Source organism: Streptomyces sp. SirexAA-E (assembly GCF_000177195.2).
In the GTDB taxonomy this organism is placed as follows: Bacteria; Actinomycetota; Actinomycetes; order Streptomycetales; family Streptomycetaceae; genus Streptomyces; species Streptomyces flavovirens.
Map to the genome: position 1 here is coordinate 2,077,745 of NC_015953.1, position 15,602 is coordinate 2,093,346.

Below are 15,602 nucleotides of genomic sequence, written 5' to 3' on the forward strand. Positions count from 1 at the left end.
TGGGACCCCTGGTATGACGCCACCGGTCGGGCCCGCTGCTTACCCTGACCAGGTCATGTCTTCCTCTTCCCCGGGGTCGCCCCCGCCCGCCGACGGTCTGCCGAGCGTCGTCCGTCGTCATCTGGGCGCACTCGCCCGCAGCCTGGCCCACCCCTCCCACCCGCCGACCCCCCTGCTCGCCGGCGCCTCCAGGCGGTGGCAGCGGCTGGCGCCGTACCTCGTCGTCACCCTGCTCACCGCCCTCTTCGTGCCGGCCACGTTCCAGATCCTGACCATGGACTACCAGGTGGGGCGCGGCCCGGCCGCGCTCCTGGCACTCGCCCAGGCAGGGCCGCTGCTGATGCTGGCCCACCGGCCGCTGCAGGCGTGGTGGATCGTCTTCGGCGCGGACGTGGTCGGCGCGCTGGTGCTGCTCGCCCCCGTGTCGTCGCCCGCCCCCGTGCCGCTCCCACCCCTGCGTCAGGAGCTCCCCTGGCCGTGGTCGCCGACGGTCGTCATCTCCTACCTCTTCGTGCTGCTCGCCCTGGGGCTGCGCGAGACCCGGCGGACCCTGCTCGCCGTCTGGCTGACGACCGGCACGGCCGGGCTGCTGCTGTACCTGATCGCGCCGGAGCGCGACGCCAGCGGTGTCGTGCTGCTGCCGGTGCTGGGCGCCGTGGTCCTCGTGATCACGGCGGCGCTGCGGGAGCGGGGCGAGGCGCAGCGGCGGCTCGTCGAGCAGGAGACGATCAGCGAGACCGAGCGGGCCGGGCGGACACTGCTGGAGGAGAGGACCCGGATCGCCCGGGAGCTGCACGACGTGGTCGCCCACCACATGTCGGTGATCACGGTGCAGGCGGACTCGGCGCCGTACCGGATCAGCGGCCTCCCGGAACAGGCGCGCGAGGAGTTCGGCTCGATCGCGGCGAGCGCCCGGGAGTCACTGACGGAGATGCGACGGCTGCTCTCGGTGCTGCGCAGCGACGGCACCGAGGGGGAGCGGGCCCCTCAGCCGGGGCTGGACCGGATCCAGCAGCTGGTGGAGGCCACGGTGCGGTCGGGGCTGCCCGTGGAGCTGTCGATGGGCACGGATGTGCCGGGGTCGACGGAGGACGGGCTGCCCCAGGCCGTCGACCTGTCCGCGTACCGCATCGTGCAGGAGGCCCTGGCCAATGTGGTCCGGCACGCGCCGGGGGCCCGTACCCGGGTGTCGGTCACGGCGGCCGGCTCCCATCTGACGGTCCTGGTCGTCAACGACCGGGCGCAGCGCCCCGGTTCGCCGCTGGAGGCGACCGGCACGGGGCACGGGCTGGTCGGGATGAGGGAACGCGTACGGTTGACCGGCGGCACGCTGGACACCGGTCCGCTGCCCGACGGGGGCTTCCGGGTGGCCGCGCGGCTGCCGCTGTCCGCTCCCGTCGTTTCGTCGGCTTCCCTCGCCTCGGAGGATCCTTGAGCATCCGCGTGATCATCGTTGACGACCAGGCCATGGTCAGGGCGGGGTTCGCGGCGCTGCTCGCGGCGCAGAGCGACATCGAGGTGGTGGGCCAGGCACCGGACGGGCGCCAGGGCGTCGAGGTGAGCCGCCGTACGTGCCCGGACGTGGTCCTGATGGACGTCCGGATGCCGGAGATGGACGGGCTGGCGGCGGCCCGCGAGCTGCTGTCGGCCCCCGCGGGGACGGACCACCGCCCGAAGGTGCTGATGCTGACCACGTTCGACGTGGACGACTACGTGTACGAGGCGCTGCGCGTCGGGGCGTCCGGCTTCCTGCTGAAGGACGCCCCGCCGGCCGATCTGATCGCGGCGGTGCGCGTCGTGGCCGCGGGGGACGCGCTGCTCGCGCCGTCCGTGACCCGTCGGCTGATCGCGGACTTCGCGCGCCAGCGGCCGTCCGGGGCCTTCCGGAGCGGCCCCGCCCGGCGGCTGAAGGGGCTGACCCCGCGCGAGACCGAGGTGCTGGAGCTGGTGGCCCGGGGCCTGTCGAACCAGGAGATCGCGGGACGGCTGGTGGTGGCGGAGCAGACGGTGAAGACCCATGTCTCGCGGATACTCGCCAAGGCGGATCTGCGGGACCGGGCGCAGGCGGTGATCTTCGCGTACGAGTCGGGTCTGGTGGAGCCGGGCGGCGCCGAGGCGTAGCACCTCGGCGCCGCCCGGCCCTTCGGCCGGACCCCGTCCCGGGGCCCGGGGACGGGTCCTGGGGTCCTGGGGCCGCTACTCGCGGGCGGTGGACGTGCTGCTCATGTCCGGGTACCGGTCCCCCGCCACCTGCCCGGCGATCGGCTCCAGCTGTTCCAGCTCCTGCGCGCTCAGGGTCAGCCGGGTCGCCGCGACGTTCTCCAGGAGTCGGCTGCGCTTGCGGGTCCCGGGGATCGGGACCACGGCGACCCCGTGCACGTCGGCACGCTGCTGCACCCACGCGAGGGCGACCTGGGCGGCGGTCACCCCGTGCGCCGCCGCGATCTTGTGAACGGGCTCCAGCAGCGCGGCGTTCGTCCTGGCGTTCTCGCCGGTGAAGCGCGGCTGGTGCTTGCGGAAGTCGTCCGCCGTCAGGTCCTTCGCCGCGTCCGCGAACGCCCCGGTCAAGAATCCCCGGCCGAGCGGCGAGTACGGCACGACGGTCACCCCGAGCTCGACGGCCGCGGGAACGGCGCTGCGCTCCACGTCCCGGCTGAAGAGCGACCACTCCGACTGGAGCGCGGCGATCGGGTGCACGGCGTACGCCTCCCGCAGCTCCGCGCCGGTCACCTCGCTCAGCCCGAGCTGCTTCACCTTGCCCTGCCGCACCAGCTCGGCCATCGCGCCCACCGAGTCGGCGAGCGGGACGAGCGGATCGCGCCGGTGCATGTAGTACAGGTCGATGACGTCGGTGCCGAGCCGCCGCAGGCTGCCCTCGACGGCCTGCCTGATGTACGCCGGGTCGTTGTTCACCGCCCGGAACTCGGGGTCGTCCGTCCGCTGGACGGCGAACTTCGTGGCCAGGGTGATCTCTGCGCGGTGCGCCCCGACGAACGGCGCGAGGAAGGTCTCGTTGGCGCCGCGCCCGTAGATGTCGGCGGTGTCGAAGAGAGTGACACCCGCCTCCAGTGCCGCGTCGAGGGTGTCCCTGGCCGCGGCCTCGTCGGTGTCCCCGTAGAACTCGCTGATCCCCATGCAGCCGAGCCCCTGGACACCGACCCTGGGGCCGCCCCTCCCGAGCTCCGCCGTGGCGATCCTGCCGGTGCTGTCGCTCATGTCGTCAGACCCCTTCCGACGCCGCTCGGGCGCCCGCATAAAAGTCGATCTTGTGGTCGAGGACGGCGAGGGTGTCCTGGAGCTCCGCGATCCGCGTCCTCACGTCGCGGCGGGTCGCCTCCAGCAGCTCCTGCCGGTCCTCGAAGGTGTGCTCGCCCTCGCGCAGCAGTTCCGCGTACCGGACCATGTCGGCGACCGGCATGCCGGTCAGCCGGAGCTTGCCGACGAAGGCCAGCCAGTCCAGGTCGCGGTTGGTGAAGCGGCGCTGCCCGGTGTGGGAGCGGTCCACGTGCGGCATCAGGCCGATCCGCTCGTACCACCGCAGGGTGTGCGCGCTGAGACCGGTGAAGGCGGCGACCTCGCTGATGGTGTAGCGGTCCTCACCCCCGGGACGCGGGTGCGCCTTCGGGGTCGCGCAGGTGTCGGTCTGTGCGGTAGTGCTCTCCATCACCGTCATGCTCTCCACGCTAGAACCTTGGAGTGCACTCGAAGCAAGCGCAAACGGGTGACGTGTCCGGACGGTCGTAAGCTCGTCCCCATGCAGAGCCTGGCACTGATCGAGAACTGGCCCGTTCCCACGGCGGCCGCCGCCGTCGTCACCGCGGACGGTACCGTCACCGGTACGCACGGCCCGACCACGCACCGTTTCCCCCTCGCCTCCGTCACCAAGCCGCTGGCGGCGTACGCGGCGCTGGTGGCGTACGAGGAGGGCGCGGTGGAGCTGGACGAGCCGGCCGGGCCCGAGGGCTCCACGGTCCGCCACCTGCTCGCGCACACCAGCGGCCTCGCCTTCGACGAGCACCGGGTGACCGCGCCTCCCGGCACCCGGCGGCTGTACTCCAACGCGGGCTTCGAGGTGCTGGGCGACCACATCGCGAAGGCCACGGAGATCCCGTTCCCGGAGTACGTGCGCCAGGCCGTGCTGGAGCCGCTGGGCATGACGGCGACCACGGTGGACGGCTCCCCGGCCAAGGACGGCGTCTCCACCGTGGACGACCTGGTCCGCTTCGCCGCCGAGCTCCAGGCCCCGCGCCTGCTGGACCCGCGCACGGTGCTGGAGGCCCAGACCGTCGTCCACCCCGGCCTCAAGGGCGTCCTGCCGGGGTACGGCCATCAGAACCCGAACGACTGGGGACTCGGATTCGAGATCCGTGGCTCCAAGTCACCTCACTGGACGGGCAGTTCCTCCTCCCCCGCGACCTTCGGCCACTTCGGCCAGTCCGGTACGTTCCTGTGGGTCGACCCGGCGGCGGGCGCGGCCTGCGTCGCACTGACGGACCGGGCCTTCGGGCCCTGGGCCACGGAGGTCTGGCCGCCGTTCACGGACGCGGTACTGGCGGAGCTGGCCTGACCGGTCTTCCGGTCGGCCAGGCACTCGAACCACACCGTCTTGCCGGTTCCGTCGGGCCGGGGCTCCACGCCCCACCGGTCGGTGACGGCCGCGACGAGTAGCAAGCCCCGTCCTCCGTCGGCGAGTTCGTCGTCGGCGCAGGGCCGGGGCAATCGCGGGTCCTGGTCCGCGACCTCGACCCGTACGCCGTCCGCCCAGAGGTGGATGCACGTCTGGCACCGGCGGCCGGGGACGTGCCGTACGACGTTCGCGATCAGCTCGGTGAGCGCCAGTTCGGCGGCGTCGCCCAGTTCGAGAAGGCCGGAACCCTTGAGGTACAGGCGCAGGATGTGGCGCAGGTGTCCGGCCGAGTGCTCGCCCATGGCGAACTCCGAGCGGTAGAAGACCTCGGTCCCGGTCGCGGCGTCACCGGTCCGGGTAGGGGATACGTGATTCATGTCACCAGGGTGCAGTGGATTGATTACTCTCGGCTACGCAACGAAACGAACGCCGCAAGGTGTTGCAGCCGGAGGTACCCCGTGGCCACCGTGCAGTCACTCGACCCCGACGCTTCCCCGCCGGACTACTACGGCTGGGAACCGCGCCGCCTGCGCGAGGCCGCCAACCTGAAACAGGGTCAGCTCGGCGACATCATCTTCTGCACGGGCTCCCTGATCGGCCAGATCGGGACGACGAGGAAGATCCCGACCCGCGACTTCTCGGAGCGGGTGGACGCGGCACTCGGCACGGACGGACTCTTCTCCCGCCTGGTCGGCCTGGTCCTGCGCAGCCAACTGCCGGCGTGGTTCCAGCCGTACGCGGACATGGAGGCGAAGGCGACGTACATCTCCACCTACCAGGCGCAGGTGGTGTACGGGCTACCGCAGACGGAGGAGTACGCGCGGGCGCTGCCGGCCACGGGCATGCCGGACGACCTCGACGGCCCGCTGGCAGCCCGCATGGAACGCCAGCGCATCCTGGAACGGGACCATCCGCCACTGGCCTGGGCAGTCCTGGACGAGGCGGTACTGCACCGGCCGATCGGCGGCCGGGAAACGATGCGGAACCAACTGGCGCGCCTGTTGGAGTTCGCGGGACACCGCTGGATGCGGATGCAGGTGCTGCCGTTCCGCGCGGGTGAACACACAAGCATGGATGGCATGTTCACCCTGCTGCGCTTCGAGGACGACCCGGACGTCATCTACACCGAGGACCTCATCTCCGGTCACATGACCGCCAGCCTGGACACCATCAAGGAGGCTGCGCGCCACTACGCTCATCTCCAGGCCGCTGCCCTCTCCGTCGAGTATTCCGCGGCACTGATCGCCCGCGTGATGAAGGAGCGTTATGGAGACCGGCCTCGGCCTGATGAACGCACAGTGGCGTAGGTCCAGTTACAGCGGCAGCACCGGTGGTGAATGCGTGGAGTGCACCGTCACCGGCAACGCCGCCTGGCGCACATCCTCGTACAGCGGAAACACCGGCGGCGAGTGCGTCGAGGTCGCCGACGGCTGCCCCGCCTCCGTCCCGGTCCGCGACAGCAAGAACCCGGCCGGTCCCGTCCTGTTCGTGAGCACCGGCGCCTGGCAGGCTTTCGTGGACGGGCTGCGATAGACGGCGAACCCCCGTCGCTCACAAGGTAATTGGTTGGCCTGGACCAGCCCGCATTGTGCACACTCACTGATCGACCGTGCCCCTCGGGGCTTCGCCTGGTCCAGGAGAGGCGTACATGCCCGTCATCGAGGTGGCAGACCTCGTCAAGGAGTTCCGCAGGCCCAAGCAGCAGCACGGCTCGTTCGCGGCGGTGCGCACACTGCTGACCCGCGAGTACACCGTCAAGCGCGCCGTCGACGGCGTCAGCTTCCGGATCGAGCCGGGCGAGATGGTGGGCTATCTCGGCCCCAACGGTGCCGGGAAGTCCACCACCATCAAGATGCTCACCGGCATCCTCGTGCCCACCTCCGGCACCGTCCAGGTCGCCGGAACCACTCCCTGGCGCGACCGTGCCCGCAACGCCCGCCAGATAGGCGTGGTCTTCGGCCAGCGCAGTCAGCTCTGGTGGGACCTGCCACTGCGCGAATCGCTGTGGCTCATCGGCCGGCTCTACGACGTGCCCGCCGACCGGTTCGCGCAGAAGCAGAAGCAGTTCGCCGAGCTGCTGGACCTCGGGCCCTTCCTCGACACCCCGGTGCGCCAGCTGTCGCTGGGCCAGCGGATGCGCGGCGACCTCGCCGCCGCGATGCTCTACGACCCGAGCATCCTCTACCTGGACGAGCCGACCGTCGGTCTGGACGTCGTCGCCAAGGAGCGGATACGCACCTTCGTCGGCCGGCTCAACCGCGAGTCCGGCACCACGGTCGTCCTCACCACCCACGACCTCGACGACGTCGAGGAACTCTGCGACCGCATCGTCCTCATCGACCACGGCAAGGTCGCCTACGACGGTGACGTGGACGAGCTGAAGGCCCGATACGCCCCGCACCGGGAGCTCGTCGTGCAGACCGATCACCTCGAAGGGGTCGAGGGCGCCGAGGTCGTACGCCGCGAGGAGGGCAAGGTGTGGCTGCGCTTCGACCCCTCGGTCACCCCGCCCGCCGAACTGGTCGCAGCCGTGCTGGCGCGGCACCGGGTGACCGACCTGTCGATCGTGGAGCCCGAGCTCGAAAGCGTCATCCACCGGATCTACGCGGACCGCCGGTGAAGGCCCATCTCGCGTGTGCCCGGATGGAGTTCCGCGTCGCGCTCACCTATCGCAGCTCCTACCTGTCGACGTTCGTGATGATGCTGCTCCAGATCTACCTGCTGACGGTGGTGTGGAGCGCCTTCTACGACGGCCGCGAGGAGATGGACGGGATCCCCCTCGCCACCATGACGGCGTACGCGACGCTGTCCACACTCCAGTACACGCTGGTCAACCCCTGGCGGTCCTCGCCCATCGAGCAGCGGGTGCGCGAGGGCAAGGTCGCGGTGGACCTGCTGCGGCCCATCGGCTTCCCCGGGCAGATGCTGTCCGGCCAGGTCGGGTGGGTCTCCGCGTCGGTGCCGGTCCTGCTGGTGGCGCTGCCGTTCGCGCTGCTGATCGGTGCGGGCAGTGCCCCCGCCTCGGTGGCCGCCGGCTTCGCCTATCCGCTCGCGCTGCTCGGCGCGCTGCTCGTCAGCCAGCTGCTCGGACTGCTGCTCGGCATGGTCGCCTTCTGGACCTTGGAGGTGAGCGGGGCCCTCATGGCGTACCGCTTCGTCGCACAGTTCTTCTCCGGGGCCCTGGTCCCGCTGTGGTTCATGCCGGGTCCCGTCAGGGCCGCCGCACAATGGCTGCCGTTCCAGGCCACCGCGTACACCCCGGCCGCCATCTACCTCGGCCAGGCCGAGGGGACCGGAATCCTCGCCGCCCTGGGCGTGCAGTGCGCGTGGGTCGTCGTCCTCGGCGCGCTGGCCGCGCTGGTGTGGTCGCGGGCGCGGCAGCGTGTCCTGTCGCAGGGCGGGTGAGCGGGGTGCGCGCGCTGCGTGTCTATCTGCTGCTGGCCGGTGCGGCGTTCCGCGCCGAGTTCCAGTACCGGGGCAACCTCTTCATCAACATCCTCGGCGGGCTGTTCTACCAGGGCGTGGGGCTGGCCTTCATCTGGGCGGTCCTCGACCGCTTCGGTCAGGTCGGCGGCTGGGGCCTGTCGGAGATCGCCTTCCTGTACGGGCTCCGGCTCACCGCCCACGGCCTGTGGCTCCTCCCGGGCCATCAGCTGGTCCACATCGACGAGGTCGTCATCGAGGGCGAGTACGACCGGTATCTGATCAGGCCCGTCTCGCCGCTGGTCCAGCTCCTCACCCGCAGGCTGCGGCTGAGCGCGCTCGGCGACCTCGCGGGCGGGGCGGTGCTGCTGGCCCTCGCGTCGGCCAGGGCGCCGGTCGACTGGTCGCCGGGGGCCGTCGGCTTCCTGCTGCTGGCCGTCATGGGGGGCGCGCTGGTGGAGGGGTCACTCCAACTGGCGGCGTCGGCACTGGCGTTCAGGATGAAGCAGGTCGCCCCGATCAAGTTCGCCATCGACATGATCTTCAGCGACTTCGGGAACTATCCGCTGAAGATCTTCGGTACGGCCGCCGGTTTCGGGCTGACCTTCGTCTTCCCGCTGGCGTTCGTCGCCTACCTCCCGGCCACCGTGCTGCTGGACCGCGAGGACGAACTCGCGGTGCCCGTGTGGCTGGGCTGGGGCGCGCCCGTGGCCGGCGTCCTGCTGATGTACGCCGCCTACCGCTTCTGGGAGCGGCAGACCCGCTCCTACGAGAGCAGCGGGCACTGACCGGTCCGGGAGGCCGCCGCTCAGGCCACCGTCGGGGCGGGCGGGGTCCAGCGGCGGGTGCGGGGGACCGCGGTGGACACCCCGTACTCCTTCTTGAGCTGTTCCGGGATCGCGTAGTGCATGATCCTGCCGCGGGTGAGCGAGGACAGTTCGAGGAGGGTGGTGAGGTGGCCGACGCGGTCCAGGGCCCAGGCGCCCAGCGGTGAGCGGTCCTCGATGGTCTCCAGCACGCCCAGCAGGTGGGGCGCGGCCTTGACGAGGGTGTCCCAGGAGGTGCGGGGCACGCCGAGCCAGTCGGCGCCGGTGTCGCCCGCGAGGTAGCGGATGAGGGCGGAGACGACCGGGTCGAAGAAGGTGCCGGGGACGACCTCCTCGTACAGGTCGATCAGCTGCCGGGTCAGATGGGCGCCCTCCTCCGAGGGGCCCATGTGGCGGACCATGTAGAGGTCGAGGAAGCGGCGGGCCGCCTGAAGATCCTTCGGCACGGCGTCCTGGTCGACGCCGAGCATGGCGCCGACCACCCGCCACGCGTAGTAGTAGGCGTCCGCGCCCTCCTCGGTCATGTGGATGCCCAGCCGGTCCAGCGAGTCCAGCACCAGCAGGGAGAAGAACATCTGCCCGCCGATCATGTCCTCCTGGCAGATCGGCGTCCCCAGCGCCTCGGTGTCCCACCGGTCCTCCCGCTTGAGGTGGTGGCGGATGGAGGCGTGCAGCAGCCGTACCTTCTGGGCGGCGGGGATGAAGCGGCTGCCGGCCTCGAAGGCGTCGGGCTGCATCAGGTGGACGGTGAACTGCCCGGTCTCCGCCATCCGCCTGGAGGGGTAGTCCAGGCCGTGTGTGGCGGACAGCAGCCTGGCCACGTGCGGGACGAGGTAGCAGGCGGGCATGGACGCGAAGGACAGGGCGGTGGAGATGTGCACGTTGTTGTCGATGAAGAACAGCCGGGCGTTCTCCATCTCTCCCCAGTCCACCCAGGCGGGCGGGGCCGCGGTGGTGTGCAGGTACTCCCGTGCGACGTCGGGCAGTCCGTCGGGAAGCTCCTGCCCGGCGGTGGACACGTACCGCATGAGGGTGTTGAACGTGCCCACCTCGCCCCGCTCGAACAGGGTCGCCACGGTCGCGTCGGCCAGCTCGTCCCCGGTACGGCGCAGGGCGTCCATCGACGCTTCGGTGTAGGTCATCAGGGTCTTCCTCCGTGTGGGCGGTCCGGCGGGGGCACGGTCAGTGGCGGCGGTGGACCGCGGTGGCGGCCAGGTCGGTCAGCGCGTGGGTGGCGTCGGCCGGCAGCCGGGTCTGCTCCACGACGGCGGTGGCGGCCCGGACGCGCTGGGCGATCATGTCCTCGACGCGCTCGGGGGCCCCGGTGCGGCCCATGATCGCGCGCACCTCTCCGAGGCCGTCCTCGTCCAGTCGGCGCCCCAGCAGGCCCTTGAGGTGCTTGCGTTCGGCGGGGGTGGCCCGGGACCAGGTCTCGGCCAGCAGGACCGTGGGGCGGCGGCCGGTGATGTCGTCGGCGTTCGCCTTGCCGGTGCGCGCCGTCTCCCCGAACAGACCCAGCAGGTCGTCCCGCAGCTGGAACGCCTCCCCCAGCGGCAGCCCGTAGTCGCTGAAGGCCTCCCGCAGGTCCGGCGAGGCTCCGGCCAGGGCTCCGCCGATGAGCAGGGGCTGCTCGACGGTGTACTTGGCGGTCTTGTAGCGGATCACCTTCAGTGAGTCCCGTACGTCGGGCACCGCGCCGGTGCGCAGGATCTCCAGGCACTCCCCGGCGATCAGCTCCCGTGCCAGGGCGGCCCACAGCGGGCGGGCCCGGGACAGGTAGGCGGCGGGCAGCCCGCTGGAGACGAACAGCTGCCCGGCCCACGACATCAGCAGATCCCCCACCAGCAGGGCCAGCGACCGGGCCGCCGCCGGACGCCGACGGCCGGACACGGCCGCACGCAGGGCGAACTGGGCGGTGGGCAGGCCGTGCCGCAGCGCACTGCCGTCGATCAGGTCGTCATGGACCACGGCCGCCGCGTGCACCAGCTCCATCGCGGCCGCGGCCCGGACCAGCGCGTCGCTGTCGGGCTGCCCCGCCGCCCGCCAGCCCCAGTAGCAGAACGCCGCCCGCAGCCGCTTGCCGTACGCGGTGGCGGTACGCAACTGCTCCGCCACCGGCGCCAGTTCGGCGTCGACGGCCAGCAGCAGAGCTGTCTCCTCGTCCACGAAGCCGCGCAGCACCGCGTCCACCCGGTCCTTGAGGACGGAGCGCGCGGCGCCGTCAGCCGTCGTCACGCTGTCCACCGCCGGCACGGCGGGCGGCGGCGTGCCGGGCCAGGACCTCCAGGTACGCCGGCGAGGCGGTGGCGCCCGACAGCCGGTCCAGGGCAAGCCGCCCCCGGGCCCTGAGATCCCGACGGCCCTCCTCGGCCAACTCGCGGACGTCCGCCCTGCCGAGCAGACCTCGCACCCCCTCCACCGCGGCGGCCAGGCCGCCGAGGGCCCAGTCGGCGGCTCCCGCGGCCAGCAGCACCGCGTCGCTGTCCCCCGGTCCGCTTCGTCCCGTCGTATGCGTCACCGCGTTCCCCTCCCGCATCGGCGACCCGGACCCGGCCCGGCCGGTGCGGTCGCCCCTCCCCGGCTGTTCCGACGACAGCGTGTCCGGGCGGAGGCGGCGGTACGCGCCGGACCACCGATCAGGCGAACGTCTGAACTGGCGTTCGCCCTGCTGCGGGGGACGCGGCGAACTGTCGCGGGGGCGTGGCGAACTGTGCCCCTGCGGCGCGGCGTTATTCCGGTGCAGTGGCGGCCGGGGCAGGGCTAAGGTGACGGCCGTGTGCTTCCTTCAGATCTACGGCTGACACCGGACGGGGCCATGCCCCCGCTCCCGTCGCGCGGACCCGTGCGCGCCGCCTCCGTCAGGGCTTCGCCCTCGGACGGCCGGCGCGCGGGTCCGCCGTGTCCCTGTGCCGCAGACCTGAATCGAGTGATGTCCCATGTCCCGTCGCCCTGCCCACATCGCGATGATCGGCGTCCCCGCCGTCAGCCACGTCCTGCCGAGCCTCGCGGTCGTCCGCGAGCTGGTCGCCCGAGGCCACCGGGTGACCTACGCCAACGACCCGGCCGTGGCCGACCTGATCAAGGCCACCGGCGCCGAGTTCGTCCCCGTCACGTCCGTGCTGCCGGTGGCCGACAACAACTGGCCCGACGACCCCATCGCGGCGATGGGTCTCTTCCTGGACGACGCGGTCCAGTCCCTTCCGCAGGTGCGCGCCGTGTACGACGCCGACCCGGCGGACCTGTACCTGTACGACATCGGGGCGTACGCCGCGCGGGCGCTCGCCGAGTCGCAGGGCCGTCCGCTCGTACAGCTCTCGCCGACCTTCGTGGCCTGGGAGGGATACGCCGAGGAGGTCGCGGCCCCGCTTTGGCAGCTGCCGGGCGCCGACGAGTACCGGGCGAGGTTCGGCCGGTGGCTCGCGCGGTGCGGGGCGACCACGACGGATGTGGAGACCTTCTGCGGGCCCCCGTCCCGTTCCCTCGCCCTGATCCCCAGAGCGATGCAGCCGTACGCCGACAAGGTCGACACCGGCACGGTCACGTTCGTCGGGCCGTGCTTCGGCCCCCGGGGCGACGAGGACACCTGGACACGGCCCGCCGGCGCCCGGCGCGTGCTCCTGGTCTCCCTGGGATCGGCGTACACCCGGCAGCCGGAGTTCTACCGCAACTGCCTGGCCGCCTTCGGCGAACTGCCCGGCTGGCACGTCGTGCTCCAGATCGGCAGGCACACCGACCCGCGGGAACTGGGCACCGTCCCGCCCGGCGTCGACGTGCGCACCTGGGTACCGCAGGTGGCGGTCCTGGCGGAGGCCGACGCCTTCGTCACCCACGCGGGTATGGGCAGCAGCGGTGAGGGTCTGTCCGCCGGGGTCCCGATGATCGCCGTACCACAGGGGGCCGAGCAGTTCATGAACGCGGACCGTCTCGTCGAACTGGGCGTGGCCCGCCGCATCGACACCGCAGACGCCTCGGCCGAGGCCCTGCGGACCGCCTTGCTGGAGCTGGTCGACGATCCGGACGTCGCCCGCCGGTCCGCGGAGCTCCGGGCGCGGGCCCGCGCCGAGGGCGGCACGGCGCGGGCCGCCGACCTCGTCGAGGACGCCCTGGGCTGACCGCACCCGGACCGGGCGGACGCCGTGCCCACCCGGGCTCCGGCGTCCGCCCCAAGGCCCCCGTGCGATCGTGCCGTTGCTAGATTCGTGCGCCATGCGATCACGTGAGTACGACCTCCAGTTCCGCGACCGGGCCGCGCGCATACGCACCTGGGGCCTGATCCTGCTGTCCCTGGCCGCGCTGCTGTGGATCTGGTGTGCCGTGCTGCTGGTGATGCCCTACGAGGCCGACACGTCCGGCAGGACCGACTACCGGAGCCCCGCCCACTGCGAGGCCCGCCTGTTCACGGATCGGGGGACGGCCAACCACGGTCTGCAGGAGGGGAATTACTGCGCGAACGAGCGGGACTGGCCGGAGGCGCTCGCGGTCCTCGGCGCGTCGGTCCCGTTGTCGACCGTCGGGGTGGGGCTCTTCACCGTCGGCACCGTCACCCGCCGGATGAGCGCCCACGGCGAGGCGATGCGCGAGCTGGACAGGCTCGCGGAGGGCAGGGACGGCTGAGCGCCCCGAGATCCCGGGACAGCACGCGCCGTTTCGCGTACGCACCAACCGCGACGCTCCATGTTCCCGGCGCCCACCGCCCGGGCGCGGCCCGCCGTCACACCCCGCCGAACTCCCACACCAGCACCTCGGCGTCCCGCACCGCCACCAGCTCCAGCCCCCGGGGCCGGGTGATCCGCGCCGAGTCGCCCGCCGCCAGTTCCTCGCCGCCGAGCCGCACCCCGCCCCGCACCACGTGCGCGTACACCCCCGCCGCGTCCGGCACGGCCGTGCGCTCCCCCGCCGCCTGCCGCCGGACGTGGAGCGTCGCGCCGGCCTCCGCGAGGACGTACGGAGTGGCGTCGGCCACTCCTGCGACATGCGTGTACGAGGGGTCCCCGACCGGCTCCAGGGGTGCGAGCCAGAACTGAAGGAACGTCAGCGGGCTTGTGCCGTCGTTGCGTTCGACATGGCGCACGCCCCCGGCGGCGCTCAGGTGCTGGAGCTCCCCGGCCCGTACGACGGTGGCGTGGCCGGCCGTGTCGCGGTGGGTGAGCTCACCCTCCACGACCCAGGTGACGATCTCGGTGTGGCTGTGCGGGTGCTCGTCGAAGCCCGCGCCCGGGGCGAGGCGTTCCTCGTTGCAGGCGAGGACCGGACCGAACCTCAGGTTGTCCGGGTCGTAGAAGCGCCCGAAGGAGAACGCGTGCAGTGTCTCGATGCCCGCGGAGCCACCCGTGGCCGGGTCTCCTCCGCGAAAGCGGTCGCCGGAGCGGCGTACGTCCGTCACGACCCCCACGGTAGTCCTGTCGGGTATCCCGGAGCCCCGCCCCTCCGGGCAGTCGCCCTGATAAGGCAGTCTTGTGTGTGTGCCCCGACCCGATCCTGAGCAGCCCGCTGCGAACGACGCCCACCGCCACGCCGCGACCCTGAAGCGGCTGGAGCAGTCCTCCGGCCGGCTGGCCGCCAACGCCATCGCCCGCATGGACGAGACGCTGCCGTGGTACCGGGCGATGCCACCGGAGAACCGGTCCTGGATCGGCCTGGTCGCCCAGGCCGGTATCGCCGCGTTCACCGAGTGGTTCCGGCACCCGGAGACCCCGCAGGCCATCTCCACCGACGTCTTCGGCACGGCTCCGCGCGAGCTGACCCGGGCGATCACCCTCCGCCAGACCGTCGAGATGGTGCGGACGACGATCGAGGTCATGGAGACCGCGATCGAGGAGGTCGCGGCGCCCGGCGACGAGTCCGTGCTGCGCGAGGCGTTGCTCGTGTACGCCCGGGAGATCGCCTTCGCGACCGCCCAGGTCTACGCACAGGCCGCCGAGGCCCGGGGCGCCTGGGACGCGCGGCTGGAGTCGCTCGTGGTGAACGCCGTGCTCTCCGGCGAGGCGGACGAGGGCGCCGTGTCGCGGGCGGCGGCGCTCGGCTGGAACTCCCCCGAACACGTGTGCGTGGTCCTGGGCACCGCCCCGGACGGGGACAGCGAGCTGACCGTGGAGGCGATCCGGCGGGCGGCCCGGCACGCCAAGCTCCAGGTGCTGACCGGGGTGCTCGGCCACCGCCTGGTGGTGATCGCGGGGGGCAGCGACAACCCCCTGAACGTCGCGAAGTCGCTGATCGGCCCGTACGCGGCGGGCCCCGTCGTCGCCGGCCCGGTGGTGCCCGACCTGCTCGCGGCCACCCGGTCCGCGCAGGCCGCGGCCGCCGGACTCAAGGCCTGCTCGGCGTGGCAGGACGCCCCGCGGCCCGTCCTGTCGGACGATCTCCTTCCGGAGCGCGCGATGGCGGGTGATCCCGCCGCACGCGACCAGTTGGTGGAGGAGATCTACAGACCGCTCGAAGAAGCCGGTTCGGCTCTGCTGGAGACACTGAGTGTGTATCTGGAGCAGGCGAGCAGCCTGGAGGGTGCGGCCCGGATGCTGTTCGTACACCCCAATACCGTGCGCTACCGGCTGCGACGTGTGACCGACGTCACCGGCTGGTCACCCTCCGACGTCCGTTCGGCCTTCACGCTGCGGATCGCCCTCATCCTGGGGCGCTTGGCCGCTGCGGACACCCCGTCCTAGACTTTTGTCGGACTTCAACAATTCCCCTGACGGTTCTTCGTCCCTGTCCCCACGGGCGTAGGA

General features: G+C 72.0%; 17 protein-coding genes and 1 pseudogene. 11 read left to right on the top strand and 7 right to left on the bottom strand.

The genetic code is table 11. The features are described from left to right. The first annotated feature begins 55 nt into the window (after positions 1–55). Together SACTE_RS09200 and SACTE_RS09205 are read left to right on the top strand one after the other, a co-directional pair. Complete coding sequence (locus SACTE_RS09200; protein WP_019992676.1) at positions 56–1,435, top strand: sensor histidine kinase; 1,380 nt, start codon at positions 56–58, stop codon at positions 1,433–1,435. Further along, positions 1,432–2,121, top strand: a complete 690-nt coding sequence (locus tag SACTE_RS09205) for a response regulator transcription factor (protein ID WP_014045762.1) — start codon at positions 1,432–1,434, stop codon at positions 2,119–2,121. Before SACTE_RS09200 ends, SACTE_RS09205 begins: the two co-directional genes overlap by 4 nt. Positions 2,122–2,196: 75 nt before the next feature. Here SACTE_RS09205 and SACTE_RS09210 read toward each other — a convergent pair whose 3' ends face one another. Then, positions 2,197–3,216 carry an aldo/keto reductase gene (locus tag SACTE_RS09210; protein WP_014045763.1) on the bottom strand — a complete coding sequence of 340 codons (1,020 nt, stop codon included), beginning with the start codon at positions 3,214–3,216 and terminating at the stop codon, positions 2,197–2,199. Between the two features lie 4 nt (positions 3,217–3,220). Beyond that, the gene (locus tag SACTE_RS09215; protein ID WP_026359000.1) at positions 3,221–3,673 is read right to left on the bottom strand and encodes a MerR family transcriptional regulator; all 453 of its coding nucleotides are present in this window, start codon (positions 3,671–3,673) and stop codon (positions 3,221–3,223) included. A gap of 81 nt (positions 3,674–3,754) precedes the next feature. Here SACTE_RS09215 and SACTE_RS09220 point away from each other — a divergent pair, with 81 nt between their 5' ends. Beyond that, complete coding sequence (locus SACTE_RS09220; protein WP_014045765.1) at positions 3,755–4,567, top strand: serine hydrolase domain-containing protein; 813 nt, start codon at positions 3,755–3,757, stop codon at positions 4,565–4,567. An 89-nt stretch (positions 4,568–4,656) separates the two neighbouring features. On the opposite strand, the pseudogene SACTE_RS33040 reads toward SACTE_RS09220, so the two are convergent. Beyond that, positions 4,657–5,004 (bottom strand): annotated as a pseudogene (locus SACTE_RS33040) (ATP-binding protein); the annotation flags it as partial. A gap of 81 nt (positions 5,005–5,085) precedes the next feature. Here SACTE_RS33040 and SACTE_RS09225 point away from each other — a divergent pair. From SACTE_RS09225 to SACTE_RS09245, 5 genes are all read left to right on the top strand, one after another. Further along, on the top strand, positions 5,086–5,934 hold the full coding sequence (locus SACTE_RS09225) for a helix-turn-helix transcriptional regulator (protein WP_014045766.1): 849 nt from the start codon (positions 5,086–5,088) through the stop codon (positions 5,932–5,934). Further along, a complete protein-coding gene (locus tag SACTE_RS09230; RefSeq protein ID WP_014045767.1) occupies positions 5,894–6,160 on the top strand; it encodes a DUF397 domain-containing protein in 267 nt (88 codons plus the stop codon). Before SACTE_RS09225 ends, SACTE_RS09230 begins: the two co-directional genes overlap by 41 nt. 115 nt (positions 6,161–6,275) lie before the next feature. Beyond that, the gene (locus SACTE_RS09235; RefSeq protein WP_014045768.1) at positions 6,276–7,247 is read left to right on the top strand and encodes an ATP-binding cassette domain-containing protein; all 972 of its coding nucleotides are present in this window, start codon (positions 6,276–6,278) and stop codon (positions 7,245–7,247) included. Further along, positions 7,244–8,032, top strand: a complete 789-nt coding sequence (locus SACTE_RS09240; RefSeq protein WP_014045769.1) for an ABC-2 family transporter protein — start codon at positions 7,244–7,246, stop codon at positions 8,030–8,032. The genes SACTE_RS09235 and SACTE_RS09240 overlap by 4 nt, the downstream gene beginning before the upstream one ends. A 5-nt stretch (positions 8,033–8,037) precedes the next feature. Then, a complete protein-coding gene (locus tag SACTE_RS09245) occupies positions 8,038–8,838 on the top strand; it encodes an ABC-2 family transporter protein (protein WP_019992674.1) in 801 nt (266 codons plus the stop codon). 20 nt (positions 8,839–8,858) lie between these two features. Here the strand turns inward: SACTE_RS09245 and SACTE_RS09250 are convergent, their stop codons facing one another. From SACTE_RS09250 to SACTE_RS33645, 3 genes are read right to left on the bottom strand one after another with little or no spacing between them, the layout of a single operon-like run. After that, positions 8,859–10,019: an oxygenase MpaB family protein gene (locus tag SACTE_RS09250; RefSeq protein ID WP_014045771.1), complete on the bottom strand. Its 1,161-nt coding sequence runs from the start codon at positions 10,017–10,019 to the stop codon at positions 8,859–8,861. Positions 10,020–10,059: 40 nt separating this feature from the next. Further along, entirely contained in the window at positions 10,060–11,112 is a 1,053-nt protein-coding gene (locus tag SACTE_RS09255; protein ID WP_019992673.1) for a polyprenyl synthetase family protein, read from the bottom strand. Next, positions 11,099–11,395, bottom strand: a complete 297-nt coding sequence (locus tag SACTE_RS33645; protein WP_026359035.1) for a hypothetical protein — start codon at positions 11,393–11,395, stop codon at positions 11,099–11,101. The genes SACTE_RS09255 and SACTE_RS33645 overlap by 14 nt, the downstream gene beginning before the upstream one ends. A 418-nt stretch (positions 11,396–11,813) precedes the next feature. Between SACTE_RS33645 and SACTE_RS09265 the strand changes: the two genes are divergently transcribed. Continuing rightward, entirely contained in the window at positions 11,814–12,989 is a 1,176-nt protein-coding gene (locus SACTE_RS09265; RefSeq protein WP_014045774.1) for a macrolide family glycosyltransferase, read from the top strand. Between the two features lie 94 nt (positions 12,990–13,083). Beyond that, positions 13,084–13,491: a hypothetical protein gene (locus tag SACTE_RS09270; RefSeq protein WP_014045775.1), complete on the top strand. Its 408-nt coding sequence runs from the start codon at positions 13,084–13,086 to the stop codon at positions 13,489–13,491. Positions 13,492–13,588: 97 nt separating this feature from the next. Here SACTE_RS09270 and SACTE_RS09275 read toward each other — a convergent pair whose 3' ends face one another. Further along, the gene (locus SACTE_RS09275; protein WP_026358998.1) at positions 13,589–14,260 is read right to left on the bottom strand and encodes a pirin family protein; all 672 of its coding nucleotides are present in this window, start codon (positions 14,258–14,260) and stop codon (positions 13,589–13,591) included. A 79-nt stretch (positions 14,261–14,339) separates the two neighbouring features. Here SACTE_RS09275 and SACTE_RS09280 point away from each other — a divergent pair, with 79 nt between their 5' ends. Beyond that, entirely contained in the window at positions 14,340–15,539 is a 1,200-nt protein-coding gene (locus SACTE_RS09280) for a helix-turn-helix domain-containing protein (RefSeq protein ID WP_019992670.1), read from the top strand. The last annotated feature ends 63 nt before the right edge of the window (positions 15,540–15,602 follow it).